The organism is Synechococcus sp. PCC 7335, assembly GCF_000155595.1.
In the GTDB taxonomy this organism is placed as follows: Bacteria; Cyanobacteriota; Cyanobacteriia; order Phormidesmidales; family Phormidesmidaceae; genus Phormidesmis.
In genome coordinates, this window is the sequence record NZ_DS989904.1 from 1,457,665 (window position 1) to 1,481,970 (window position 24,306).

The 24,306-nt window shown below is 48.7% G+C and carries 17 protein-coding genes; 8 read left to right on the plus strand and 9 right to left on the minus strand.

Annotated elements, in window-relative coordinates:
- Positions 1 to 49 precede the first annotated feature (49 nt).
- From S7335_RS06485 to S7335_RS06500, 4 genes are all read right to left on the minus strand, one after another.
- Positions 50 to 1,243, minus strand: a complete 1,194-nt coding sequence (locus tag S7335_RS06485; RefSeq protein WP_006456836.1) for an LptF/LptG family permease — start codon at positions 1,241 to 1,243, stop codon at positions 50 to 52.
- Positions 1,240 to 1,968 carry an LPS export ABC transporter ATP-binding protein gene (lptB, locus tag S7335_RS06490; RefSeq protein ID WP_038015795.1) on the minus strand — a complete coding sequence of 243 codons (729 nt, stop codon included), beginning with the start codon at positions 1,966 to 1,968 and terminating at the stop codon, positions 1,240 to 1,242. The genes S7335_RS06485 and lptB overlap by 4 nt, the downstream gene beginning before the upstream one ends.
- 101 nt (positions 1,969 to 2,069) lie before the next feature.
- Positions 2,070 to 2,672 carry an LptA/OstA family protein gene (locus tag S7335_RS06495; RefSeq protein ID WP_006453953.1) on the minus strand — a complete coding sequence of 201 codons (603 nt, stop codon included), beginning with the start codon at positions 2,670 to 2,672 and terminating at the stop codon, positions 2,070 to 2,072.
- Positions 2,673 to 2,854: 182 nt separating this feature from the next.
- Entirely contained in the window at positions 2,855 to 3,259 is a 405-nt protein-coding gene (locus tag S7335_RS06500; protein ID WP_006455075.1) for a DUF309 domain-containing protein, read from the minus strand.
- A 544-nt stretch (positions 3,260 to 3,803) separates the two neighbouring features.
- Between S7335_RS06500 and glmM the strand changes: the two genes are divergently transcribed.
- Entirely contained in the window at positions 3,804 to 5,405 is a 1,602-nt protein-coding gene (gene glmM, locus S7335_RS06510; protein WP_006454449.1) for a phosphoglucosamine mutase, read from the plus strand.
- Between the two features lie 227 nt (positions 5,406 to 5,632).
- Positions 5,633 to 6,346: a GDSL-type esterase/lipase family protein gene (locus S7335_RS06515; RefSeq protein ID WP_006454180.1), complete on the plus strand. Its 714-nt coding sequence runs from the start codon at positions 5,633 to 5,635 to the stop codon at positions 6,344 to 6,346.
- 45 nt (positions 6,347 to 6,391) lie between these two features.
- Here S7335_RS06515 and S7335_RS06520 read toward each other — a convergent pair whose 3' ends face one another.
- Complete coding sequence (locus S7335_RS06520; protein WP_038017300.1) at positions 6,392 to 7,627, minus strand: LL-diaminopimelate aminotransferase; 1,236 nt, start codon at positions 7,625 to 7,627, stop codon at positions 6,392 to 6,394.
- Positions 7,628 to 7,740: 113 nt separating this feature from the next.
- On the opposite strand from S7335_RS06520, the gene S7335_RS06525 reads away from it, so the two are divergent.
- Positions 7,741 to 8,337: an HAD family hydrolase gene (locus S7335_RS06525; RefSeq protein WP_038015800.1), complete on the plus strand. Its 597-nt coding sequence runs from the start codon at positions 7,741 to 7,743 to the stop codon at positions 8,335 to 8,337.
- Between the two features lie 100 nt (positions 8,338 to 8,437).
- Here the strand turns inward: S7335_RS06525 and S7335_RS06530 are convergent, their stop codons facing one another.
- From S7335_RS06530 to S7335_RS06540, 3 genes are all read right to left on the minus strand, one after another.
- A complete protein-coding gene (locus tag S7335_RS06530; protein ID WP_006456339.1) occupies positions 8,438 to 10,225 on the minus strand; it encodes a bifunctional diguanylate cyclase/phosphodiesterase in 1,788 nt (595 codons plus the stop codon).
- Between the two features lie 381 nt (positions 10,226 to 10,606).
- Entirely contained in the window at positions 10,607 to 13,372 is a 2,766-nt protein-coding gene (locus tag S7335_RS06535; protein ID WP_006454898.1) for an AAA family ATPase, read from the minus strand.
- Positions 13,373 to 13,651: 279 nt separating this feature from the next.
- Positions 13,652 to 14,662: a zinc-binding dehydrogenase gene (locus S7335_RS06540; protein WP_006453841.1), complete on the minus strand. Its 1,011-nt coding sequence runs from the start codon at positions 14,660 to 14,662 to the stop codon at positions 13,652 to 13,654.
- 104 nt (positions 14,663 to 14,766) lie between these two features.
- Between S7335_RS06540 and S7335_RS06545 the strand changes: the two genes are divergently transcribed.
- On the plus strand, positions 14,767 to 15,057 hold the full coding sequence (locus S7335_RS06545) for a hypothetical protein (protein ID WP_006456256.1): 291 nt from the start codon (positions 14,767 to 14,769) through the stop codon (positions 15,055 to 15,057).
- 155 nt (positions 15,058 to 15,212) lie between these two features.
- Here S7335_RS06545 and hisD read toward each other — a convergent pair whose 3' ends face one another.
- Positions 15,213 to 16,511: a histidinol dehydrogenase gene (gene hisD, locus S7335_RS06550; RefSeq protein WP_006455587.1), complete on the minus strand. Its 1,299-nt coding sequence runs from the start codon at positions 16,509 to 16,511 to the stop codon at positions 15,213 to 15,215.
- 256 nt (positions 16,512 to 16,767) lie between these two features.
- Between hisD and rpsT the strand changes: the two genes are divergently transcribed.
- From rpsT to S7335_RS06570, 4 genes are all read left to right on the plus strand, one after another.
- The gene (rpsT, locus tag S7335_RS06555; RefSeq protein WP_006453882.1) at positions 16,768 to 17,094 is read left to right on the plus strand and encodes a 30S ribosomal protein S20; all 327 of its coding nucleotides are present in this window, start codon (positions 16,768 to 16,770) and stop codon (positions 17,092 to 17,094) included.
- A gap of 314 nt (positions 17,095 to 17,408) precedes the next feature.
- Positions 17,409 to 18,206, plus strand: coding sequence for a TatD family hydrolase (locus S7335_RS06560; protein WP_006453466.1), 798 nt, complete (start codon positions 17,409 to 17,411; stop codon positions 18,204 to 18,206).
- Between the two features lie 629 nt (positions 18,207 to 18,835).
- The gene (rpoB, locus tag S7335_RS06565) at positions 18,836 to 22,288 is read left to right on the plus strand and encodes a DNA-directed RNA polymerase subunit beta (protein ID WP_006455596.1); all 3,453 of its coding nucleotides are present in this window, start codon (positions 18,836 to 18,838) and stop codon (positions 22,286 to 22,288) included.
- Positions 22,289 to 22,409: 121 nt separating this feature from the next.
- On the plus strand, positions 22,410 to 24,284 hold the full coding sequence (locus tag S7335_RS06570; RefSeq protein ID WP_006456786.1) for a DNA-directed RNA polymerase subunit gamma: 1,875 nt from the start codon (positions 22,410 to 22,412) through the stop codon (positions 24,282 to 24,284).
- Positions 24,285 to 24,306: the final 22 nt, after the last annotated feature.

Consider the following 24,306-nt stretch of genomic DNA (forward strand, 5'->3'; position numbering starts at 1 on the left):
CTAGAGATAGGCAAGATAGAAAATAGGCAAGATAGAGCGTCGTTGTTGATTACTGGCGAGAGGCCTGAGCGAGTAGAAGAAGACCCGCACCTAGACCAATGAACAGGGGAACCCAGCCAGCTAAGAATGGCGTAATCACACCTGATTCTCCCATTGCTGAAGTGATGAAGCTAAGTAGGTAATAGCCAAAGATAATGACAACGCTAATGCCAAAGCTGGTTGCCTTGCCAGTCCGCTGTGGTCGCACGCCAACTGCTGCTCCTACTAGGCCAAACACAACGCAGGCAAAGGGAATCGCATATTTTCTTTGAATTGCCACCGCGAGCTTGCGCACCGCTTTTTCATCTCCTGTCTGCTGCAAGATTGTTAGATATTCTTTAGTTTCGGCAATGTTCATCTCCTCTTGCTTTTTCGTGCGGTTAGCTAGATCTAACGGCGTTCGAGGAAGCTGTAAATCTTGCTTATCAAATCGGATGATCTGCCGAAAAGAGCCGGTAGGTGACACCGCATAGATGGTGCCATTGGTAAACTCCCATAGGTTTCTAGTGAAATCCCAAGTCGCTGCGTCCGCACTGACAATTTGCTTTAGACCATCTTCCGAATCCTCCTGAGAGAAATCCACAACCGTGATGTCGCGCATTGTCGTACCATCGAAATTACGCGCATAGAAGAACCGCACTAGCTCATCTCCTGAGCCGTCGGCAGCAGGTTCCTGCTGTTGAAATACAATATTGCCTTCCCTGAACGGCGGCTTTTCGTCATCTAAAGCTCTAGCTAGCAGAAGGGCTGCTCGTTCTGTACTTGCCGGAGCTATGATCTCATTGACAGAAAAGCTTAGTCCGGTCACGAGCAGGCTCAAGATTACCGCTGGAGCAACGATGCGGTTAATACTTACCCCACACCCTCTCATCGCGATCAGCTCACTGTCACTAGAGAACCGACTATAGGTCATCATCGTGGCCAACAGCGTCGACATTGGAAAGGCAAGCACAGTAAATGTCGGTAGGCTCAACAAGAAGATTTCAAAGGCCAAGGTTGCCGATAATCCAGCGTCAGCGACTTTACGAATCAGCTCAAATAGCGCCCCAATAGAGACAGCAATCGAAGAAAACGCCCCAACGCCAAAAAGAAATGGCAACGTAAGTTCCTTGGCAATATAGCGATCCATGATCGTAATCCGCGGTAGCCAGCTGGCCAGCCTTTGAGTAAAGGTCAAAGAGGCTATAGATTGAGGAAACGTCACAGCTTGAAACCTTCGCCTAAATAGTACTGACGAACGAGCGGATTATCCGAAAGGTCATTGGCACTGCCTGAGGCTAAGATTTCACCTTCGCTCATAATGTAGGCTCGATCGATAATCTGTAGCGTCTCACGGACGTTGTGGTCAGTGATGAGAATACCCATGTTGCGATCGCGTAACTCTGCTACAATCGCCTGAATCTCAGCAACCGCGATCGGATCGACCCCCGCAAACGGTTCATCCAAGAACAAAAATTTCGGTCCTTCTAGCCCTGCTGCTAGTGCCCGAGCTAGCTCTGTGCGTCGCCTTTCACCACCGCTGACTTGAATACCCAGCGAATCGGCTACCTTCTCCAATCGAAACTCTTTGATCAATCGGGCTAGCTTCTCACGACGTAGGTGGTGAGGAACATTTGTCTGCTCCATCACCAGCAGCAAGTTGTCTTGCACGCTCAGATTCCGAAAAATGCTTGCTTCTTGTGCTAGATAGCCAATTCCCAACCGTGCTCGCTTGAACATTTGCAAGCTGGTAATATCTTGTCCATCAAGCAATACCTGGCCTATATCCGGCTGCACCAACCCCGTCGCTATATAAAAAGTCGTCGTTTTCCCTGCACCATTTGGCCCTAGCAACCCGACAATTTCACCTCTATCTACGGATAGGCTTACCCCTTTGACAACTGTACGCCTGCCGTATGTTTTCTGAACATTTGTAAGCACGAGTTTCAAAGAAGAGACCTCGTTAACTGAATTGACATAGAAGTGATTGGATAGACCAAGTTTAGGCGCAGTCAGTCCTCGCTAAGCTGACTTAGATAGACTGACAAACCTTATTCGGAATTAATCGGGCCTAGCTCAGAGGGTAGCTCGTCTGGCGGTGTCGGAACCGAGATTGGTGTGGGGGGAGGCGCTTCACCGGAATTTGTAGGCGCAGGCTCTTCCGGCAATAGATAGACTGCTTCTACCTGACTATTGGCTCCAGGCGTGGCGACAAATCGACCTTCGACAATAAGGTAGGTTATGGTTTCTGCCTGTAAGGTATTTCCTTCTTGCTCTACGTCTACATTGCCGCTAAGGACGATTCGCTGGTCGCGACTGTAGTATTGAGCCTGGGCTGCCGTTGCAAAAATTTGCCGACTAGGGTAGTCGATTTGAACATTGCCAATAGCAGTTACTACACCTGTATTAGAATTTGCTTCTACCCGAGAAGCCTTAAGCTGAAGCGCGTCCCTACCTGTCTGAGCCGTAGCTTTGGTAAACGTATTTGGTAGTATCTTTGGCAAAAACTGAGAGGGTAAAGCGGCAGTTACTAGCGGCAAAGCCAGCGCCACCACGCCTCCGCAAGCTACCTGAGCTAGCCTGCGTCTAACGCGAGGAGCATTAAGCGTGATCTGAAGAAAGTGATGAATGAAGTGCGATCGCCAATGCAGCATGCGTCAGATATAAAGAAAGGTTGACCGAGAGAACCAGAAGACCGAGAGAACCAAAAGACAGTAGGCCAATGACAGTGCTTCTAAAGCCATACTAGAAAAAAATGGCTGTTTCAACAGCGCAGACAATGCCACTATTCATACCTTAAGCTCAAACATATGCTCGTCTAGAGATCTTAACCTCTCTATTTGAACTCACTTTTGTTACTCTCTCCAAGAGTTTGGCGTACCTGGGGAAGAGGAAATGGAGGATCTTCCATCAGCTGAGCAAGTCCTGTTTCGCCCGTTGTCTGCACGAGCGATAACCACTCTACTGCCTGGTCCACTAGCGTCTCGACATCTACGCTTTCATGCTCAGGCTCAAACTTACGCAGGCGATTAATCCCTTCACCTAGCAAGATCGCGCCGCCCCTCCAGTTGAGATTACCCAGATGGTAGAACGCCACTGCTATTTGCAATATTCCCTGATAAAAGGGCTTCTCTATTGTCTCAGCTTCCATCCAAATTGCCTCTAGCGTGTCGTGACAGGCGTAGAATTGGCCACTATTAAATTCGTCTATGCCTTGCTGAAACTGAACGGGATATTGCATAGGAAGCTAAAAGACCTCAGTCGATAGAGCTAACTTAATTGATATTGTGCGAAATTCTGATTGAGTAGAGGGGCATAGTCTAAGTGGTTCCCGTTTCAACTATAGTGGCTGCTACTAGCCCTACGCATCTAAGCTCTGCTGATTTGAGTTCTACATGCTGATACTAAGACTAACGCTTGGTTTCAAAGAAGCTATGTGGATAGCTAGGTGCGAATATGCCCACTAGCCGTGGCTTTCTAGCTGTGGCTTCGAGCATCAGACTTTCGCACTCGAACCTGATGAGACCATTGGCTAGTTTTGGTCTGCTGTTGGTTCTCAGCTTTTGGTTATCGAGGGTCTCTAAATCTGCGCTCAAAAAATTCAATAAAGCATTAAGCGCCACTATTGTGGGTAGCAGTAACCAGTCAATTTATTGACTGAAATTGGTACGTTAGTCGCAGTGCTTAAGTTTAAGGTGATATTCTCCACACTCAGGGAGTATTCACGGTAGGTACTCAGTGACTTTAATAACAGTCTCTTTGGTGTATTGTAGGAGTTTAAAAACATGGTGAGTTCTCAGGTAAAAAGAAATCCAAGCGATCGCCAGCTGCAAGAACAGAGGTCAACTCACCAGAGCCCAATTGCAGCGCATCCATCCTTAGTAGAGCCAGTTTCAACCGGACAGGTCTTTGTAGAGCAGAGCATAGAAGAACAGCCGGGCGCACCTCTACCAAAAACTCACCAGCACTTCCATCTTGTTCCTGCCGATAGGTGTAGCGTTCAGCTTGCGCTTCCTGAGACACCGCTGTTCGGGACAGACGGTATCCGTGGACAAGCAGGTACACTGCTAACTGCACCACTAGCTACCCAAGTGGGCTTTTGGGCAGGGCAGGTGCTGCGCGCTCATGGTCAAACAGGTCCCATTATTCTTGGCCAAGACTCTCGCAACTCCAGTAACATGCTGTCTTCTGGCCTGTCTGCCGGACTGACCACAGCGGGCTTAGAAGTGTGGGATTTAGGCCTTTGTCCGACTGCAGCCGTTGCTCACAGTGCCATTGGAAACGCGGGCGGCATCATGATCTCTGCTAGCCACAATCCCCCGGCAGACAATGGCATTAAGTTTTTCGATTCCGCTGGTACCAAACTGTCGAGCACTATCCAACAGCAAATTGAATCGGCCATACGGGGTCAAAGTCTGTCGGTTGCCAGCTCTACTAGCCAGGGCGCAGCAACCGATATGCAGTGGGGCCGCGCCTATCAACGTCCCGATTTAATCGATCGCTACGTCGATTTTCTGCATCAGCCGTTTCAGCCACATCCTAATCTACGGGGTATGCGGATTGTGCTAGATCTAGCTTGGGGCGCGGCTACTCGCGTTGCTAAGCAGGTGTTTGAATCGACAGGCGCTGAGGTCGTTATTTTGCATGGCCTACCAGACGGCGATCGCATCAATGTAGACTGTGGGTCCACGCATCTAGGTAGCCTTAAAGCTGCCGTCGCTGAGTTAGAAGCCGATATCGGTTTTGCTTTTGATGGAGATGCTGATCGCGTCATGGCCGTCGATGGCCAGGGCCGGGTAATTGATGGCGACTATATTCTTTACTTTTGGGGGCAAACGCTTCAACAGGCAGGCAAGCTACCCAACAACACCATCATTTCTACGGTGATGGCTAATCTAGGATTTGAGCGAGCCTGGCAAAAACAGGGGGGCACTTTAGTTCGTACGAAAGTTGGTGATCAGCACGTTCATGCCGAGATGATCTCGCAGGGCGCGATGCTGGGCGGAGAGCAGTCAGGTCACATTCTGTGCCATCACTATAGTTGGACCGGTGATGGTATTTTGACAGCGCTGCACTTAGCAGATTTGGTTAGGCAAGCAGACTGTTCACTGCCCGATCTTGTTGCTCAAAGCTTTAACACCTATCCTCAAAGGTTGAAGAACGTTCGAGTCGATTGTTCAAGCACTCGGCGCGATTGGCAGAGCTGCGACGCGCTACAAAGCGCAATTACCCGAGCAGAAACCGCTATGGGCGATCAAGGTCGCGTGCTTGTAAGAGCTTCTGGCACAGAACCTTTGATCAGAGTCATGGTAGAAGCTGCTGATGCAGGTACAGTAGATTACTGGACAGACGTACTAGCTGATAAAGTATCGCAGCACCTAACCTAACAACCTGCCCTTCATAACCTGCTTTTTGCGCAGAATTACATACGCCGTGTAAAGAGCAAGTAGTTTTGTTTCTAAAATGGCTTGGCGATACGCAGCGAAAAGATAGAGTTCCTAACTTGTTTCACCTAAGCCGCAGCGACTTTAGCAGCGGTGTAAAGATTTGCAAAGCTGTTTGGCTTCGTGCTATTCCTTGTGAAGTTAGTTTGAAGTTTAATTAAGTAGTCTCTATGGTGGCAACGCTTCCATCCGTTCAGCCTAGCGTTAGGCAGAGCGCTGTTCAATCGCTAATTCACGTTGGTCATCCCAAAAAGGTGATTGTTGTGGGTGATAGCCTAGTCTACGGCTATGGCGATAGTGAAGGGGGTGGCTGGGTAGAACGATTGCGACGAGGCTGTCTAGACCCGCAGCAATCTGGGCCAGTCTTTTACAACTTAGGTATTCGTGGTGATGGTGTCGCCCGGGTTACGCAGCGGTTAGAAAGAGAGTTCTGTAATCGCGGCGAACTGAGACATCGCACACCAGATCTTTTGATCCTCTCAGTAGGCATCAATGATTCTGCTAGAACAGGTCGGGCCAAGGGACGGCTCATGAGCAGCCCAGTCGATTTTGCCCAGTCGCTCGAACAACTATTAATTCAGTCTAGACAGCTCTGTCCAGTTCTGTTCGTTGGTATGGTGCCTGTGAACGAAGCGGCTATGCCGTTTGCTGATGTTCTATATTTTAGTCGTACAGACCAGCAGCACTATAACCAAATCACTCGCCAGCTGTGCGAAGCGCACCAGATCCCGTACCTAGATCTCTTTGAGCAATGGAGCCAAGAAAGTGAAGCCTGGATACGCGATCGCCTTTGTAGTGATGGTATTCATCCCAATAGCTTAGGCTATCGCACCATCTTAGAAACCGTAAAAGCCTGGAACCCGTTTTCTCAGGCGATTCGATAGCTGTTCTGTCTACAGCTATCGAATAGGCAGTTCGGGTTTATTCCACTAGGCTTTGAATGTTTTGGTGATGCGCTTCATGGCTTCTTCTACATTCTCACGGCTGTTAAAAGCTGAGATCCGAAAATAGCCCTCGCCGGCTGCGCCAAAGCCTGATCCGGGCGTGCCCACAATATTGCAAGCATTTAGCAGCTTATCGAAGAAGTCCCAGCTGGTCAGTCCGTTGGGTGTCTTCACCCAGACATAAGGCGCGTCCACCCCGCCGTAAACTTGGATACCTGCTGCAGTTAGCTGCTCACGTACAATCCTAGCGTTCTCAAGATAAAAGCTGACTAGTTCCTGCGTTTGCTGCTTTCCAGCCTCAGAATAAACTGCCTCTGCGGCCCTTTGCACCACGTAGGATACGCCATTGAACTTGGTCGATTGACGGCGATTCCACAGCCCCCAAATCTCTATGTCCGAACCATCTTTAGCCTTTCCCTTCAAAGATTTTGGTACCACCGTTAGCGCGCAGCGGGTACCGGTAAAGCCTGCATTCTTAGAAAAGGAGCGAAACTCAATGGCGCACTCACGTGCTCCTTCTATCTCATAGATCGAATGTGGAATTGAATCATCAGTAATAAACGATTCATAGGCAGCGTCAAACAGAATAATCGAGCCGTTGGCTTTGGCATAGTCCACCCAGGCTTGAAGCTGAGCTTTCGTCATGGTCGCGCCAGTTGGATTGTTGGGCGAGCACAGATAGATCAAATCGACTTTATTTGAAGGAATATCAGCTGAAAAATCATTGTCAGCGCTAATTGGTAAGTAGGTGATGCCTTCATACTTACCGCTGTCGTCGGCCTCACCTGTATGTCCAGCCATCACATTCGTATCTACATAGACTGGATAAACCGGATCGGTCACTGCAATACTGTTGTCATCACCAAAGATATCTAGGATGTTACCGCAGTCACACTTAGACCCATCCGAGATAAAGATTTCTGTCGCGTCGATATCGCAGCCGCGAGCTTGAAAATCGTTTTGGGCGATCGCCTCTCGCAACCATGGATAACCCTGCTCGGGGCCATAGCCTCTAAACGAAGCGCGATCGCCCATCTCATTGACGGCCTTAATCATTGCGGTTCGGCAAGCCTCTGGTAGCGGCTCAGTCACATCTCCAATGCCTAACTTAATAACAGGTGCATCAGGGTTTAGCTCCGTAAAGGCCCGCACTCGGCGGCCAATTTCAGGAAATAGATACCCTGCTTTTAGTTTGAGATAGTTATCGTTGATCGTAGTCATAGAAATTCGCGCATCTGTAATAGGCATCTGGATCTTACCAGCCGCCCTACGACCCGTTCATCCTTCACCCGGTTCCCCCACTCACTAGTTCCTCACTCACTATTAGTTTGCCAATGCTCCACACCCGCACCGCCTGGATCTTCGATATGGACGGTACGCTTACCAAAAGCCTCCACGACTTTCCTGCCATAAGCCGCGCGCTTGGACTTCCCCCCAACCAGCCCATACTAGAGGCGCTAGAACATCTTCCACCGGACGAGCGGGCAACGTGTAACCGACAGCTAGCTGTGATAGAAACAGACATCGCTTATCAAGCCACTGCTCAGCCTGGGGCGCGAAGGTTGCTTAGCACCTTGAAGTCAAAAGGCAAACAGGTTGGCATTCTCACGCGCAATACCAAGGATATCGTTCACATCACACTGACGGCTTGTGGCCTAGCCGACTTCTTTCATCCCGATGACATTCTGGGCCGAAGCTGCTGTCCTCCCAAGCCTCAACCCGATGGCATTCTCAAACTTTTGGCGAACTGGTCGCTGGGTCCAGAAAGCGCTGTCATGGTTGGAGATCATAAGTTCGATTTGCTCACCGGTCGCAATGCCAAAACTGCCACCGTCTATCTAGATCCTCAGGGAAAGTTTCCCTTTGCAGCCCACGCCGACTACAGCATTACTAGCTTAGAGGAGCTATCTGAAAGCATTTATACTCATTGAGTACACTTATTGACTTTTTGGTTAGCACCTAGCTTTTGGGCCTACGGCAAACAAACGCCACTTAGGCAGATTACTTAGTCAGATCACTTAGTCAGATCACTTAGGCAGATGCTGAGTGCATCAAGTTCGCCTCTGTTTGGTTACGCTTTTGGATGAACTGAAGTGCTGCTGTCGGTGTCATTGGCTTAGCAAAGTAAAAGCCTTGAATGTTGTAGCAGCCAAGCGATCGCAATCCTGCTAGCTGTGTTTCAGTCTCTATGCCTTCTGCAACGATATCTAGCCCTAGGTTATTAGCTAGATCGACAATCGTACGAACAATTTCTGTGTTCTCACCTCGTGAGCCAATATGCTGAACAAAAGAACGATCAATCTTTAGCAGATCAATTGGCAACTGTTGCAGTCGGCTTAAAGAGGAATAACCTATTCCAAAATCATCAATACATAACCCTATCTCTAACGCTTTAAGCTGTTCGAGCACCTGGATGCCTGCTTGATAGTTCTTCATGACGGCGGTCTCAGTGATCTCTAGCCATAAAAGATCTTTGGGTAATCCAGTTTCTGCAAGCACTGATTCTACGTGCCGTGCTAGATCGCGCTGTGCTAGCTGACGAGCGGATAGATTGACGTGGACCTTGACTGGATTAATGTTTCCTAGCTGTTGATGCCATTGGACAACTTGCTGACAGGCCGTTCGAAGCACCCAACTGCCAATAAGTGTGATTACACCAGTTTCCTCCATTACCGGAATAAACTCACCAGGCGAGATGCGTCCGTATTGGGGATGGTTCCAGCGAATTAATGCTTCTACTGCAACAACTTGCCCCGTCTTGGTATTAATCACAGGCTGATAATGCAAGCTGAGTTCTCTTTGTTCTACAGCGAACTGGGCCTGAGTAGCCATCTGCCATAGCGCTACGGTTCGCTCGTGCATGGTTCGATCAAAAACTGCGTAGCACCCTCCCCCTTGTCCTTTTGCATAGTAGAGGGCTGCCTCGGCGTTGCGCAGCAGATCGCTAGACTGCTCATATCCCGCATTGCTACAGGCTACACCGATGCTGATGCTGGCAAACACTTCGTAGCTACCCAGCTTGAAGGGATTCTCCAGCCTGTCATAGATGCGATCGCACACGACTAGTGCTCCATCCAATCCCTCAATCTCTTCTAGCAGAACGGCAAATTTGTCTCCACCAAGGCACGCCACGCTATCGTACTGACGAATGCTTGTCTCCAACCGTTTGCCCAACGCTATTAGCAGCTGATCGCCAATCGAACGGCCCAACCTATCGGTGATAACTTTGAATCGATCGATATCAAGCAACAATATCGCACACTGAGTGTCGTCCTGATGCTCTTGCCAGGCTACTGCCTGCTCTACTTTGTCTACAAACAAAGCCTGATTCGCTAACCCTGTTAGCCTGTCAGGAAAGGCCCTATGACGAAGCTGCGGTTCCAGCTTATACTCTGTTATATCTACCACCTGTAACAAGAAATAGATGGCTTGCTGTTGGCTATTGTGTATCAAACTTACACTCAGACATGCACTCAGCAGGTTTTCTTTTTTGGTCCGGTAGCGAGTTTTGAATTGAAAATATTGCCGCTTCCCTGAGAGTAGCTGCTTGCTTGATTCCTTCAATATGGGAACATCGTCTGGATGGATCAGATAAGTAAATAAGCGGTTGGCTAGCTCATCTTCGGCATAGCCCACCGTCTGACAAAAACTTCGATTGGCGCTGAGGAATCGACCGTCTAAATCTAAAATTGTCGTCCCGATTGGTGAAAATTTAAAAATCTGCTCAAGTGCCTTTGTGTTCAGTGGATCTGCCGAAGACAATCCCTTCCAGGAGGGGACTAGTGACTGTATATGCGTCGCACTTGGATTATTGTTCATAGACGACACAAATCAACGACCATAGAGAAACACCTCAGGCAGACAAATTTTGAAGCAAAAAGCGCTGCAAAGTGATTAGACTTTTATGATCATGCCCAGAATGATGTTCCAAGTCGCTTAAATTCTTTGCTGTGATCAAAAAGCTGATAGGCGTCTTTTCCAAAGGGCGACTTGGCGAGGGGCAACCAGTTTGCACAAATTGGGACGTATCGTATACGTAACTTGTCTTTCTATCGCTTTAGTTGATTAGTTCGCGATATTTCTAACTGCTAGAACCGCTATAGCAGTTGGCCAAGTAGCAGTTGGCTAAGTAACACACAATCATCGGATTGCCTACGACGCTTGCCATAGCATGGAATGCCTTGGCTCCAATTCAAGCTGTTAGTCGGGGTCTCTTTCGACGGTAATCACTGTTTCAGTCACATGCTCGAAAGTATCATCGTGGCTGATCACAAATAGCTGCTTAAACGATTTGATCCGGGTGATCGCCTCAGCTAAGCTAGCGCGTCTAGCTCGATCCATATTGGTTGTTGGCTCATCGAAGAAAGCTACGTCAATATCAGCTAGCACCTTTAGCAGTGCGAGTCGAACCGCTAGCGCTGCACACATTTGCTCACCGCCCGATAGATTAATAAATCGCCGCGTATGTGCCCCTTCTTGTACCGTAATTTCATAGTCGGCGCTCCAAGCTAAGGCTACGTTTGTCCGGCCTAGCAGCTCACGAAACAGGCGGTCAGCTTCTCTAGAGATACTTTGTACATAGCGTTCAGTAATCCTTGGTCCTGCTTCCTTATAAACTTTACGAGCGTAGTTGATGAACCGTTTGAGGCGATCGCGCTCTTTGATCTCTTTCTGAGCTTGATCACGTTTTTCTGCGGTTGCCTTTAGTCGGTCGATCTGACCAGTGAGTTCTATCAGCCGCTGCTTAAGCTGAGGCAAGCTACCGCGTAGTCGATCGGCTTGAGAATTCACGTCCATGTATTGTTTATCAACGATTGTGAAAGCGTTCGGATCGAAGTCTTTTGTAAGCACAGCTAGTTGCTTGTCTACCTGTGCCTTTTGCGACTGACTCTGCTGGCAAGCTAGCGCTAAGGCCTCACTTTCGAGCTGTAGAGAAGCTGCTTGCTGAGCCGCCTGTTGATTTTGTAAATACAGTAGATATCCCGCCTGATGGGTTTGTCGGAGCTGCTGCTGTGCTTGAAGCTGTTCGTCTAAGCGAGCAAACGCTTTCAGCTTAGCGGTAACTGTCTCTAGCTGCTGCACCTGGGCCACGCGAGTGGCGTTTAGCGTTTTGTACTGCTGATCTACCGCATCCTGCCGTTCTAAGTTTCGCTCAATTAGCTGCTGCTTGCCCTTAGGATTGTCTAAACGCCTGAGCTGTTCTTCTACTTGCGTTAGCGAGCAACCAATCGTTTCCTCTGTAGTCAGCAGCTGTGTCAATTGGCTTAACTGCTGAGCAATCTGTTCTTGCCGTGCGCTCAGCTGAACTCTTTTAGATTCTTGAGTGGGTAGGCTTACTAGTTCAGCGCGCTGTTTGTAGGCTTGTGTTATCCAAGACTGTAGCGTCTTACTTTGCTTCTCCAATTGTCTCTTATCAGTTTGCTGAGTGAGATCATTCAAAATACTCTTTATGCGATCAAGTGTTCCTTTAGACAAAAGGCCCCCTTGAAATAGTGCGTCTTTGACTGGAGCGATCGCCTCCACGCTTAATTCATCAATATGCTGCGCCCAGCTATCCAAAGTCTTTAATGCGGCGGCTACCTGATGGCGATATTCGTCTTGGCTAGATTTTCCTCGATCTAGCATTGTTCGGATCTCTTGCTCAAATTGTTGCGCGGCTGTTAACCGGCTGAGCTGCTCTCGAGTCCGCGTTAGCTGCTGCTCCCACTGCTCGATATCCCCCTGCTTCTCCTTCAACCGGTTCAGACGACCTATCTCGCTTTCTACTTCAGCGACTTCTCGCAGGATATTCTCCTGCTGCTGCTTTAGTGCTTTACACTGTAAGCGCACGCTTGCAAATTTCTGTTGCTGTTGCTGTAGAGTATCTCGCTGAGCTTCCAGCTTTGATTGAGCGCTAATCACAGCCGCTAAGGAGGCTAACTCTTCTCTCGCAGCAGAAAACTGTTCTAATTTTACTTCTAACCGAGAGAGTTCCTGCTGGCTTTGTGATAAAGACTGCTCGATAGTATGTTGCTGCTGATCGAGTTGCTGCCTAGCTTTTCCTTCCTCAGTCAGTTTTTCAATCTGTTGTTCTATCGCGATAAACGCCTCATAAGTAGACTGTTGTTCCTGACAGATATTGGCAGATTGCTGCGCCTGAGTTAGAGAACTGACTATTCGCTCTTGAGTCTGTTCCTGGCTTTTTATTTGATTGTTGAGCTGCTGCTGCTGCTGACGCAGTTGCTGAATTTCCTCAGCCTGATCAATTAGCTGCTGACGCTGCTCGAAGAGAGCAGTTCGCTTTACTTCTAGTCTTTCTAGATAGCTTTCTCCCTGAGTGATTTCTGATTGAAGCTGCTGCTGTCTATTTTTGAGTTCATCCCAGCTTTTCAACGAATCTTCGTATTGTTCAATGAGATCTTTTAGCCTTTGTACCTGCGATTCCGCATATCTTCTTAAACCGTTACTCTGACGATAGGTCTCCTGGTATTCTTCTACTTTCAAGATGATGTCAAAAATCGGCTTTCGCTTCTCGGTTGATAATAGGAAATCAGCAGTAAACGTACCTTGAGGAACACCGATGGTATTTGCAAACAGCTGTCCTAAATCGGTGCCGGGGGCGACGCCTAAGTTCTGTCTAAGCCAGGGCAAAACTTCGTCTTTGATACGGGTGTAGGGAAGTTTTTCAGCAAGCTGAGGATCATAAAGAGTGTAGCCATGCGTTGTAGAGCGCTGAACTTCGTAGGTTCGACTATCACGACTAGAGATGAAGACGACCCTGACCTGGGCGCTGCTAGCTCCGTTTCGAATGAGATCTTCTTTCTTATAGCTGCCTTGATAGTTGAACAGTACCCAGGCGATCGCCTCTAGGATGCTGGTTTTGCCAGCGCCGTTTTCCCCGCAGATAGCGTTTGTACCTAGCTGGAAATCAAACTGCTGTTCTTTGTGTGTTTTGAAGTTTGTGAGCGCAACCGAAAGGATCTGCATTCTGACGTTAACGTAGGAGCAAGCTTACGCTAAGCATAGACCATCTATTGACTACTGATTCGCTGGTGGTCAAATAGAAAGAGAATGCACTCATTATAGGCGCAACTTCCTTGTTGCAATTACCAGACAGAGCACGCACAGCCGCGCACGCGTAGCCGCTGTTGACGTGCTGGGGCTTTGAAGACTGCCTTTCTAATTTACATCTGTTGTATCTAGGGGTTATTCAGACTAGGGGTTATTCAGACTAGGGGTTATTCAGACTAGGGTTAGATCTTTTGCCTAACCACCTGGCTGCAGAATATATTTTCCAATATGCCCACCAGCTTCTAGCTCAGTATGAGCTTCACGCACGTCTTCTAATGGAAATCTACCTGCAATTGGCAGCGTATAGTGACCTGCTGCTACCTGCTTGAGAATATGCTGATAGCCCTCATTCTCGGCCGAAGTTCCAACAATAGAATTCAGCAGCCAGCCTCGAATGGCAGCATCTTTACGAATAAGTGGCGAGATATCTACAGTATCGGGCGTGCCGAGCAAACCATAGACCCAAATGGTGCCACCGGGAGCTAGCAACCGAATTTCAGTGTTTAAAAATTCTCCTGCCGCGACTGGATCGAAGATCACATCGACACCTCTACCCTGCGTAATCTGTTTGATGCTACGCCACCAGGGCTTTTCACTTTTAGATTGCCTTGTAACCACAATATGGTCGTACTGAGCCGCTTCTAAAGACTGCAGGGTGTCTACTTTATCTGGACTAGTTGTGGTGCCAATCGTACGACAACCCAACTGTTTGGCAATTTGGCTAGCGGCGATCGCCACGCTACTACTCGCTGCAGGTAGCATCACTATCTGCTCTGGCTGCACGGCCTGTCGCCACACCAACGCTCCCCAAGCGGTCAGAAATGGGAGCCACAACGCACCTAATAGTTCATCGTCAACGCCTTCTGGAACAAGGATTGTTTCCGCTGCCGCGGCTAGAAACTCTGACCGATACGTTCCTTTCTTCGCGACTGCGCCCACCGTTAAGGTCACACGCTGCCCTACTGTGCGATCACTCACCCCTTCTCCAACTGCGGTAATCACACCGCCGCCTTCGATTCCCGGCGTAAAAGGCGGTTCCCCTGAACTGAGTCGATACTCACCCCGCCGTGCCATCAAGTCCGCCTGGTTTAGCCCTACGCTTGTCAGTCGAATCACCACCTCACCTACCGCTGGTCTCAGTGTATCTACTGATACTACGTCCATCGTTTCTATACCACCAAACCTACGGACAACTACCTGCTTCATTACAAACTTAAACTCCGATAATGCCTCCGCTAAGCTGGCTCCTTTCTGAATTGGACCTGTCAGAAATAGGGCATACAGAAAGTAGAGAATGCAAATGAGAACCAATGAATACTATGTGGCTGGCCGACAACGAGATCAAAATTGATCCGCCAAACTGGAAAAGTGCACTATATTTTTTAGACACTTTTACCTATCTAGACTCTGAGTTTGGCATTGTTGATCTTGCTGCGACTGGTATGTTCGATTTGTTACATCCTGCTACAGAGCAAGCACTCAACTTGCCAAAGTCCCTGCGAGCTATACGTCAAAAAGCCTCCTTAGCAAAGTTAGTTTTGCGTTGGATTATTAAGAACCGGGAATTGATAGGAAACTATCCTCACGATCAACAGTCTTAGCAATCTTAAAGGTTTGATCCTAAAGGGGCTTAAGTAAATGCCTAGCTTAGTGAATGCCTGATCAAGAATCGCGCTTAGTGAGAAAACGCTCAATTGAGATCGTAGTAAAGCTAAGGCAGAAGACTTAATTCCATATAGGCTACGATTCTTCTAGGCTACGATTCATCTACTCGGAGTCGTACCGAATCGCCGTGGGAAGGTAATCCTTCAGCGCGAGTTAACACATCGATATCTGCGGCTACTTCCTTCAGGGCGCTACGACTGTACTGAACTAAGCTAGTGTGCTTCATAAATGTCTCAGTACTTAGGGGTGAGGCATAGCGAGCTGCGCCTGATGTTGGCAGAGTGTGGTTAGGACCCGCTAAATAGTCACCGACAGCCTCCGGCGTATCATGCCCAAGAAAGATTGCCCCCGCCTGATTGATTAGGGGTAGTAAATCCCACGGATCTTCTATCTCTAGCTCAAGGTGTTCCGGTGCGAAAAGGTCTGATAGCTTAGCAGCGGTCTCTAGCGTATCGACAACAATCGCAGCGCCATAGTGAGCGATCGCCTTTTCGGTCAATGTCTGCCTTGGATGCTGAGCTAGCTGCCGCTCAACTTCATCAGCAACGCCCTGGGCGAGCGTGCTATCGGTCGTAATTAACACCGCTGCGGCCATCGGATCGTGCTCTGCTTGTGCTAATAGATCAGCTGCTACGTGTACTGGATTCGCACTGCTATCTGCAATTACAAGTACCTCAGACGGGCCTGCTAGCGAATCGATCCCCACCTTCCCGTACACCTGCTTTTTCGCTAGCGTAACGTATAGGTTGCCAGGTCCGGTAATCACATCCACAGATGGAACAGTATGAGTCCCGTAGGCAAGAGCCGCGATCGCCTGCGCCCCTCCCACCTGATAAATTTCTTCTACACCTGCTTCTTGGGCTGCTACTAGCACCGCCGGGCTAATTACGCCCTCTTTGCCAATTGGGGTTACCATCACTACCCGCTTCACGCCAGCTACTCGCGCCGGAATCGCATTCATCATTACCGTACTTGGGTAGCTAGCTCGCCCCCCCGGTACATAGATTCCTGCCTTTTCTACTGGGGCATAGCGCTTACCAAGCACGATCCCGTTGTCTTCGAAGCTTACCCAGCTTTTGGGCAGACGCTGTTGATGAAACTTCTCGATGTTAGTGCAGGCCTTGCGAATCGCCTGCAAGAGATCTTGGGAAATTTGCTGATAGGCCGCATCTAGCCTGGCACCATCCACTTTCAATGTCGCAGTCGTCAGCTGCTGGCCATCAAACTTCTCGGTATAGTGTAGTAGCGCTTCGTCTCCAGTTTTCGCTACGGCCTCCACGATTTCTTTGACCGTGGCTTCCGCTTCCGCGACCTCTGCATCATGGGTGCGATCGCAAATACGCTGAAGTTCCGCTTTAGCATCACCTAGCTGGTTGATAATTCGCAGCATGTAAGACAAGAGAAAAGGGCAACAAGTCAAGCAAGGCAAACGGATAGCAACCACTCACCACTTTTCAATAGCTTAGCGTGGAATTATAAAGGGTCGCCATCCAACAGTTCAAATTGCAAACGCACAGTTGACAACAATTTCCCACTCATTCAGAAAACTAGAGATTCTGACTGTGAGGTTTTGAATCTTCAGTGCTATAATCGTTAATTCTGATAGGCTTACTGAATTGATATAAGGGCGATTAGCGCGAGTAATAATGGCAAATACAAAATCTGCGATTAAACGCATTCGAGTTGCAGAGCGGAATCGTTTGCGCAATAAGGCATACAAATCGGCTGTAAAAACCTTAACTAAGCGATACCACGAGGCACTAGAAGCTAACGCCTCTGACCCTACTGATGAAAATAGCCAGCTGGTGCAAGAAAGAATGTCAGCAGTCGTTAGCAAGATCGACAAAGCGGTTAAGCGCGGTGTGCTTCACAAGAATGCAGGTGCTAGGCGCAAATCACGCTTGGCCAAAGCGTTGAAGGCAGCTGCTGGGTCTTCTGCCGATACAGCTTCTCCTTCTGAAAGTGTTGCCTGATAAGGCTCCCCAGTGACGTTGTCTGAGTGGCAATACTGCGTTCGCTAGTGACATCCTCGCAATCGCAAGCGTCGAAGTTGCTGATGCCTAGAGTAGCTGACTGTCGAATTAAGCCTTGTTGATGTATCTAGACACTGCTTCTTAAGTAGATTCTTGAATAGACAAGTGGATTAAGTAGACGCGATTTCTTGAAGATAGGAACCATTCTGCTTAAAGTGCCTCGCTCGATCTCTGTTTGGGTTCTCTGGCGCTGACTTTGTTTTTTGTGCCTAGACCCTTAGGCTTTCTTAAACCCTAGACTTTGCTGCGACTGTATGCGTCTTGTTGATACCCATGTTCATATCAATTTCGATTCTTTTGATGTTGATAGGGATGATGTAGCCGCAGCTTGGAGAGAGGCAGGAGTTGCTCATCTGGTTCATTCCTGTGTCGATCCAAGTGAGTTTGAGAAGATTCAGGCGATCGCCCAGCGATATCCAGAGATTTCTTTTGCCGTTGGGCTCCATCCATTAGATATGGACAAGTGGAGCGATACAACAGCGGAAGAGATTAGATATCTAGCGCAGTCAGATGCCAGGGTCGTTGCGATTGGTGAAATGGGTCTAGATTTTTTCAAGGCCGATGATAAGGCGATTCAAAAGGCGGCCTTTGTCGCGCAGCTAGAAATTGCGCAGTCTTTGAACTTGCCAGTAATCATTCACTGCAGGGAGGCGGCTGAGGAGATGGCTGTATTGTTGGAAACGTTCTTTGCTCAAAAAGGTAGCGTCAGAGGCGTGATGCACTGCTGGACTGGCAGCCCTGAAGAGACTCAGCGCTTTTTGAACTTAGGCTTTTTTATTAGTTTTAGTGGAATTGTCACGTTCAAAAATTCTAAGCAGGTCAAAGCTTCGGCGAAGATGGTTCCTAGCGATCGCATTTTAGTAGAGACTGATTGTCCCTTCCTCTCGCCTGTTCCTAAGCGTAAAGAAAAACGTAACCAGCCAGCTTTTGTCAGACATGTCGCTGAATATGTCGCAGAGCTAAGAGAAATTCCCCTAGCCACATTCGCTCAGCAAACTACTCGCAATGCCCAACAGCTGTTTTCACTCCCAACCGAGCTATTGACGCCATAGACAATAGACATAGCTTATGTCCTACAAGTATGGATGCACAGTACAGTAGAAGCGCGAAAAGGAGCAAAACCCCCAGACCAACAACTAGGACTTCTAGGAGCACACTTAAGCCTGTCTACGACGCCTACCTATGACTTAGTCAGCCTTATTGGTCAAAATTAGTCAAACATCTTGACATTCTGATAGTTTTGGGCTGCGTGTTTAGCTTATGATAGATAAGCAAAAAAATATTTTTTGATTCGTTTGTAGGCTCTCATGTAATTCTTCCCCTAACGAAAAGATGTCAATATCCCCGAATATATAGGATACAAGCCTCATATGTTAGCTGAAGCGATCGCCCATCATTTGAAAAGGATTGTCCTTCCTTATCCATCATTTGCTACTTCGACACAGGAATTCCTCCGATCTTTCTGCCAAATGCAGGCGGACTTCACAATTATTAATAATGCAAGCTAAGGTTCACCTTTCGCTGTGAGCCTTTCTATATTTTGTGAGTTCTTATGGGTATCTGCCCTTATGCACCTACTTTTCCCCTGGTGCTTTCGAACTCCCGAAAGTTAACTCCTTCTTGTCTCTTTTTCACTTTGTAAACGCTTGCCTTTGCCTGGCGTGATTTTTTTGAGGAACGCATGACTGACCCTACTCTGACCACTGTTGATTCTACGCTTACCACTGTTGATTCTGTTGCTGTCACTCCCACTGCTACTAATACAACGCCAGTCCATCTCTTACCTGACCTTGTCGAAATTCAAAGAGCTAGCTTTCGGTGGTTCTTAGGCGAAGGGCTAGTCGAAGAGCTAGAAAGCTTTTCTCCTATTACTGACTACACTGGCAAGCTAGAGCTTCACTTTTTGGGTAAAGACTATCGACTCAAGGCTCCAAAATACATGGTGGATGAGGCCAAACGTCGCGACAGTACCTATTCGGTGCAGATGTACGTGCCTACTCGCCTAATTAACAAGGAGACAGGTGATATTAAGGAGCAAGAAGTTTTCATTGGTGACCTGCCACTGATGACTGATCGCGGTACGTTTATCATCAACGGTGCGGAGCGAGTCATTGTCAATCAAATCGTCCGCAGCCCTGGTGTCTATTATAAAGCTGAGACAGATAAACACGGTCGGCGTACTTATACAGCTAACTTGATTCCTAACAGAGGAGCTTGGCTGAAGTTTGAGACAGACAAGAACGATTTGGTTTGGGTGCGCATTGATAAGACACGCAAGCTCTCAGCGCAGGTCTTACTAAAGGCATTAGGTCTTAGCGATGGCGAAATTTTTGACTCGCTGCGCCACCCTGAGTACTTCCAGAAGACGATTGAAAAGGAAGGTCAGTTCAGCGAAGAAGAAGCGCTACTAGAGCTGTATCGCAAGCTGCGCCCAGGCGAACCGCCTACGGTTAATGGAGGACAGCAGCTATTAGAGTCGCGCTTCTTTGATCCCAAACGTTATGACCTTGGCAAAGTGGGTCGTCATAAGCTCAACCGCAAACTGCGTCTAAATATCCCTGAATCAACCAGGGTACTCACGCCTCAAGACATCGTCTCCGCAATTGACTACTTGATCAATCTAGAGTTTGACATTGGTAATCCTGACGATATTGACCATTTGGGGAACCGCCGAGTCCGCTCTGTCGGTGAGCTTTTGCAAAACCAGGTTCGCGTTGGTCTTAATAGATTAGAGCGGATTATTCGTGAGCGCATGACGGTTTCTGATGCTGATTCGTTGACTCCAGCATCTTTGGTTAACCCCAAACCCCTAGTTGCCGCCATTAAAGAGTTTTTTGGCTCTAGTCAGCTCTCTCAGTTCATGGATCAGACTAACCCGCTAGCTGAACTGACTCACAAACGCAGAATTAGTGCGCTTGGTCCGGGTGGCCTTACTCGCGAACGCGCAGGTTTTGCTGTTCGAGATATCCATCCTTCCCACCACGGCCGGATCTGTCCAATTGAAACACCTGAAGGTCCAAACGCAGGCTTAATTGGCTCGCTCGCAACTCATGCTCGGGTGAACGACTTTGGCTTCATTGAAACCCCGTTTTTCCCAGTGGTAAACGGTCAAATCGTCAAAGACAAGCCGGCTGTCTATATGACCGCTGACGAGGAAGATGATCTACGTGTGGCCCCTGGTGATGTTCCGATCGACTCGGATAATAATATCTTGGGTGAATCTGTTCCTGTCCGGTATCGTCAGGACTTTACAGTCACCTCGCCGAAAGAGGTTGATTATGTAGCGGTTTCGCCAGTACAGATCATTTCGGTTGCAACTTCTTTAATTCCTTTCCTAGAGCACGACGATGCTAACCGAGCGCTGATGGGCTCAAACATGCAGCGTCAGGCAGTTCCTTTGCTACGACCTGAGCGAGCCTTGGTGGGTACCGGACTAGAAGCTCAAGCCGCGCGCGACTCTGGCATGGTGACTATTAGCCGTACTGATGGTGTTGTCAGCTACGTTGATGCTAACTGGATAAAAGTTACCGATCTAGAAGGTCAGGTTCATTCCTACGAATTGCAGAAGTATCAACGCTCAAATCAAGATACTTGTTTGAATCAACGTCCCTTTGTTTTTGAAGGCACTAAAGTCGTTGCTGGTCAGGTGATGGCTGATGGCTCTGCGACTGAGGGTGGTGAAATCGCTCTAGGTCAGAACGTGCTGATTACCTATATGCCATGGGAGGGCTATAACTACGAGGATGCCATTCTACTGAGCGAGCGTCTCGTCTACGAAGACGTTTATACCTCTATTCATATTGAAAAATTTGAGATTGAGGCGCGTCAAACCAAGCTAGGGCCTGAAGAAATTACCCGTGAAATTCCAAACGTTGGTGAAGATGCGCTGCGTCAGCTAGACGAGACTGGCATCATTCGTGTAGGAGCGTGGGTGAGTTCTGGCGATATCCTAGTAGGTAAAGTTACGCCTAAAGGTGAATCGGATCAGCCGCCGGAAGAGAAGCTGCTGAGAGCTATCTTTGGTGAAAAAGCTAGAGACGTTCGTGATAACTCTTTGCGTGTACCCAACGGTGAGAAAGGTCGCGTTGTCGATGTTCGGGTCTTTACTCGCGAGCAGGGCGACGAGCTTCCTCCTGGGGCGAACATGGTAGTGCGGGTTTATGTGGCTCAAAAGCGTAAAATTCAAGTTGGGGATAAGATGGCGGGCCGCCATGGCAATAAGGGAATTATCTCCCGAATTCTGCCGGTGGAAGATATGCCTTATTTGCCTGATGGAACGCCAATTGACATTGTGCTCAATCCGCTAGGTGTACCGTCTCGGATGAATGTAGGGCAGGTATTCGAAGCGTTGCTTGGTTGGGCAGGGCAAAACCTAGATGCTCGGTTTAAGGTGACGCCGTTTGATGAGATGTATGGCGAAGAAGCTTCGTTGGAAACTACTCATGGCAAGCTTCAAGAAGCGCGTAACCAAACTGGTAAAGACTGGGTATTCAACCCTGATAATCCTGGCAAAATTCAGCTGTATGATGGTCGTACGGGTGAGCCTTTTGACCAAGAGGTCACTGTCGGTCAGTCGTACATGCTGAAGCTAGTTCACCTGGTTGATGATAAAATTCACGCCCGCTCTACAGGCCCTTACTCGCTGGTAACCCAGCAGCCGTTAGGTGGAAAAGCCCAGCAAGGCGGTCAGCGATTTGGTGAAATGGAGGTATGGGCACTAGAGGCGTTTGGTGCGGCCTATACGCTTCAAGAGCTGCTGACGGTGAAATCTGATGATATGCAAGGGCGGAATGAAGCGTTAAATGCGATCGTCAAGGGCAAGGCAATTCCTAGACCAGGCACGCCCGAATCATTCAAGGTATTGATGCGAGAGCTACAGTCGCTATGCCTAGATATTGCGGTTCACAAGCTAGAGACACAAGAAGACGGGACTAGCCGCGATAGCGAGGTGGATTTGATGGCAGATGTAGGTAATCGTCGGACACCGTCTCGTCCTACTTACGAGTCGATATCTAGAGAGGAACCGGCCGGAACCGCTGGTGTTGCTGGAGCTGCGATCGCGCCTCTCGGTTCTAGCGTTGAAACCAACTCTCCGATCACGCCTCTAGAAAACCAACCACCGCAGCCATTTTAAGGGTGTGAGATCGGCAAGTTTGGCAATGTTTTAACGGTAAGAGCAGGCCAAACTTGTTGGTTAGATTCGCTCATTAAGTTGCCACGCAATAGTACGGAATCAGATAGTAAGGAAATAAAGGATGCCGAAAGTAGAACAGCGGTTTGACTACGTCAAAATTGGGATTGCTTCGCCAGAGAGAATTCGAGAATGGGGAGAGCGCACCCTACCCAACGGCACCGTAGTTGGAGAAGTCACCAAGCCAGAGACGATTAACTACAGAACGCTCAAACCCGAGATGGATGGGCTATTTTGCGAGCGAATTTTTGGCCCGGCGAAGGATTGGGAATGTCACTGTGGCAAATATAAGCGTGTGCGTCATCGCGGCATTGTCTGTGAGCGTTGTGGCGTAGAAGTTACAGAATCAAGAGTTCGTCGTCATCGGATGGGCTACATCAAGCTGGCTGCGCCAGTTGCCCATGTTTGGTACTTAAAGGGCATTCCCAGTTACATTGCTATCTTGCTAGATATGCCCCTGCGGGATGTCGAACAGATTGTGTATTTCAATGCTTACGTAGTTTTGGATGCAGGCAATGCAGACAATCTCTCCTACAAACAGCTGCTGAGTGAAGATCAGTGGATGGAGATTGAGGACCAGCTCTATGCAGAAGAGTCTCAGCTTTCTGGCATTGAGGTCGGTATTGGCGCTGAGGCACTGAAGCGACTGTTAGAAGATCTGCAGCTAGAAGAAACGGCTGAAATGCTTCGCGAGACGATCGCGACCTCAAAAGGGCAGAAGCGAGCCAAACTGATCAAACGTCTGAGAGTGATCGATAACTTCATTGCTACAGGCTCTAACCCTGATTGGATGGTACTAGATGTAATTCCGGTAATCCCGCCCGACCTGCGCCCGATGGTACAGCTAGACGGTGGCCGGTTTGCGACTTCTGATCTAAATGATCTGTATCGCCGGGTGATCAATCGGAATAACCGTCTGGCTCGATTGCAAGAGATTCTAGCGCCAGAAATCATTGTCCGCAATGAGAAACGGATGCTGCAAGAGGCCGTTGATGCCCTGATCGATAACGGTCGACGCGGTCGGACAGTGGTTGGTGCGAACAACCGACCTCTGAAGTCTCTCTCAGACATCATTGAAGGGAAGCAAGGTCGATTCCGCCAAAACCTGTTGGGTAAGCGGGTCGACTACTCCGGTCGCTCGGTAATTGTGGTGGGTCCCAATCTAAAGATCCATCAGTGCGGACTTCCCCGTGAAATGGCAATTGAGCTGTTTCAGCCCTTTGTAATTCATCGACTCATCCGTCAGGGGCTAGTCAATAACATTAAGGCAGCGAAGAAACTGATCCAGCGCAGCGATCCTAGCGTTTGGGAAGTGCTAGAAGATGTGATCGAAAACCATCCGGTTATGCTGAACCGGGCGCCGACGTTACATAGACTTGGTATCCAGGCGTTCGAGCCAATTATGGTGGAAGGCCGGGCTATTCAGCTACACCCCCTTGTTTGCCCCGCCTTTAACGCTGACTTTGATGGCGACCAGATGGCGGTTCACGTCCCGCTATCTCTAGAAGCGCAATCAGAAGCTCGGCTGTTGATGCTCGCGTCTAACAACGTGCTATCGCCTGCAACGGGTCGGCCAATCATCACACCTAGCCAAGATATGGTACTGGGCTGCTACTACCTGACAGCAGATAATCCTAGTAAACAAAAGGGCGCTGGCCGTTACTTTGCCAACATGGAAGATGCGATCGCTGCCTATGAGCAAGGAAACGTTGATCTTCATGCTAAAGTCTGGCTCCGTTTCGTCGGCGATGTAGAAACAGCGGAGGAAGACAATGAGCCCATCAAAGTCGAAGAAGACGGCAACGGCGGCTCGACAAAAACCTACAAGTTCCGTCGGGTTAGAGAAGATGAATCAGGCAACGTCATCTCTCAGTATGTAGAAACTACGCCTGGTCGAATCATTTATAACCACGCCGTACTAGGTGCATTGGCTGAGTAGGTTTCTAGGCACCCAGCAGACT

Excerpts from the sequence above, each read along its gene's own strand:
- S7335_RS06495 (WP_006453953.1), bottom strand. The coding sequence starts at position 2,672 with ATGCTGCATTGGCGATCGCACTTCATTCATCACTTTCTTCAGATCACG.
- S7335_RS06500 (WP_006455075.1), bottom strand. The coding sequence starts at position 3,259 with ATGCAATATCCCGTTCAGTTTCAGCAAGGCATAGACGAATTTAATAGT.
- glmM (WP_006454449.1), top strand. The coding sequence starts at position 3,804 with ATGGTGAGTTCTCAGGTAAAAAGAAATCCAAGCGATCGCCAGCTGCAA.
- S7335_RS06515 (WP_006454180.1), top strand. The coding sequence starts at position 5,633 with ATGGTGGCAACGCTTCCATCCGTTCAGCCTAGCGTTAGGCAGAGCGCT.
- S7335_RS06520 (WP_038017300.1), bottom strand. The coding sequence starts at position 7,627 with ATGACTACGATCAACGATAACTATCTCAAACTAAAAGCAGGGTATCTA.
- S7335_RS06525 (WP_038015800.1), top strand. The coding sequence starts at position 7,741 with ATGCTCCACACCCGCACCGCCTGGATCTTCGATATGGACGGTACGCTT.
- S7335_RS06530 (WP_006456339.1), bottom strand. The coding sequence starts at position 10,225 with ATGAACAATAATCCAAGTGCGACGCATATACAGTCACTAGTCCCCTCC.
- S7335_RS06535 (WP_006454898.1), bottom strand. The coding sequence starts at position 13,372 with ATGCAGATCCTTTCGGTTGCGCTCACAAACTTCAAAACACACAAAGAA.
- S7335_RS06540 (WP_006453841.1), bottom strand. The coding sequence starts at position 14,662 with ATGAAGCAGGTAGTTGTCCGTAGGTTTGGTGGTATAGAAACGATGGAC.
- S7335_RS06545 (WP_006456256.1), top strand. The coding sequence starts at position 14,767 with ATGAATACTATGTGGCTGGCCGACAACGAGATCAAAATTGATCCGCCA.
- hisD (WP_006455587.1), bottom strand. The coding sequence starts at position 16,511 with ATGCTGCGAATTATCAACCAGCTAGGTGATGCTAAAGCGGAACTTCAG.
- rpsT (WP_006453882.1), top strand. The coding sequence starts at position 16,768 with ATGGCAAATACAAAATCTGCGATTAAACGCATTCGAGTTGCAGAGCGG.
- S7335_RS06560 (WP_006453466.1), top strand. The coding sequence starts at position 17,409 with ATGCGTCTTGTTGATACCCATGTTCATATCAATTTCGATTCTTTTGAT.
- rpoB (WP_006455596.1), top strand. The coding sequence starts at position 18,836 with ATGACTGACCCTACTCTGACCACTGTTGATTCTACGCTTACCACTGTT.
- S7335_RS06570 (WP_006456786.1), top strand. The coding sequence starts at position 22,410 with ATGCCGAAAGTAGAACAGCGGTTTGACTACGTCAAAATTGGGATTGCT.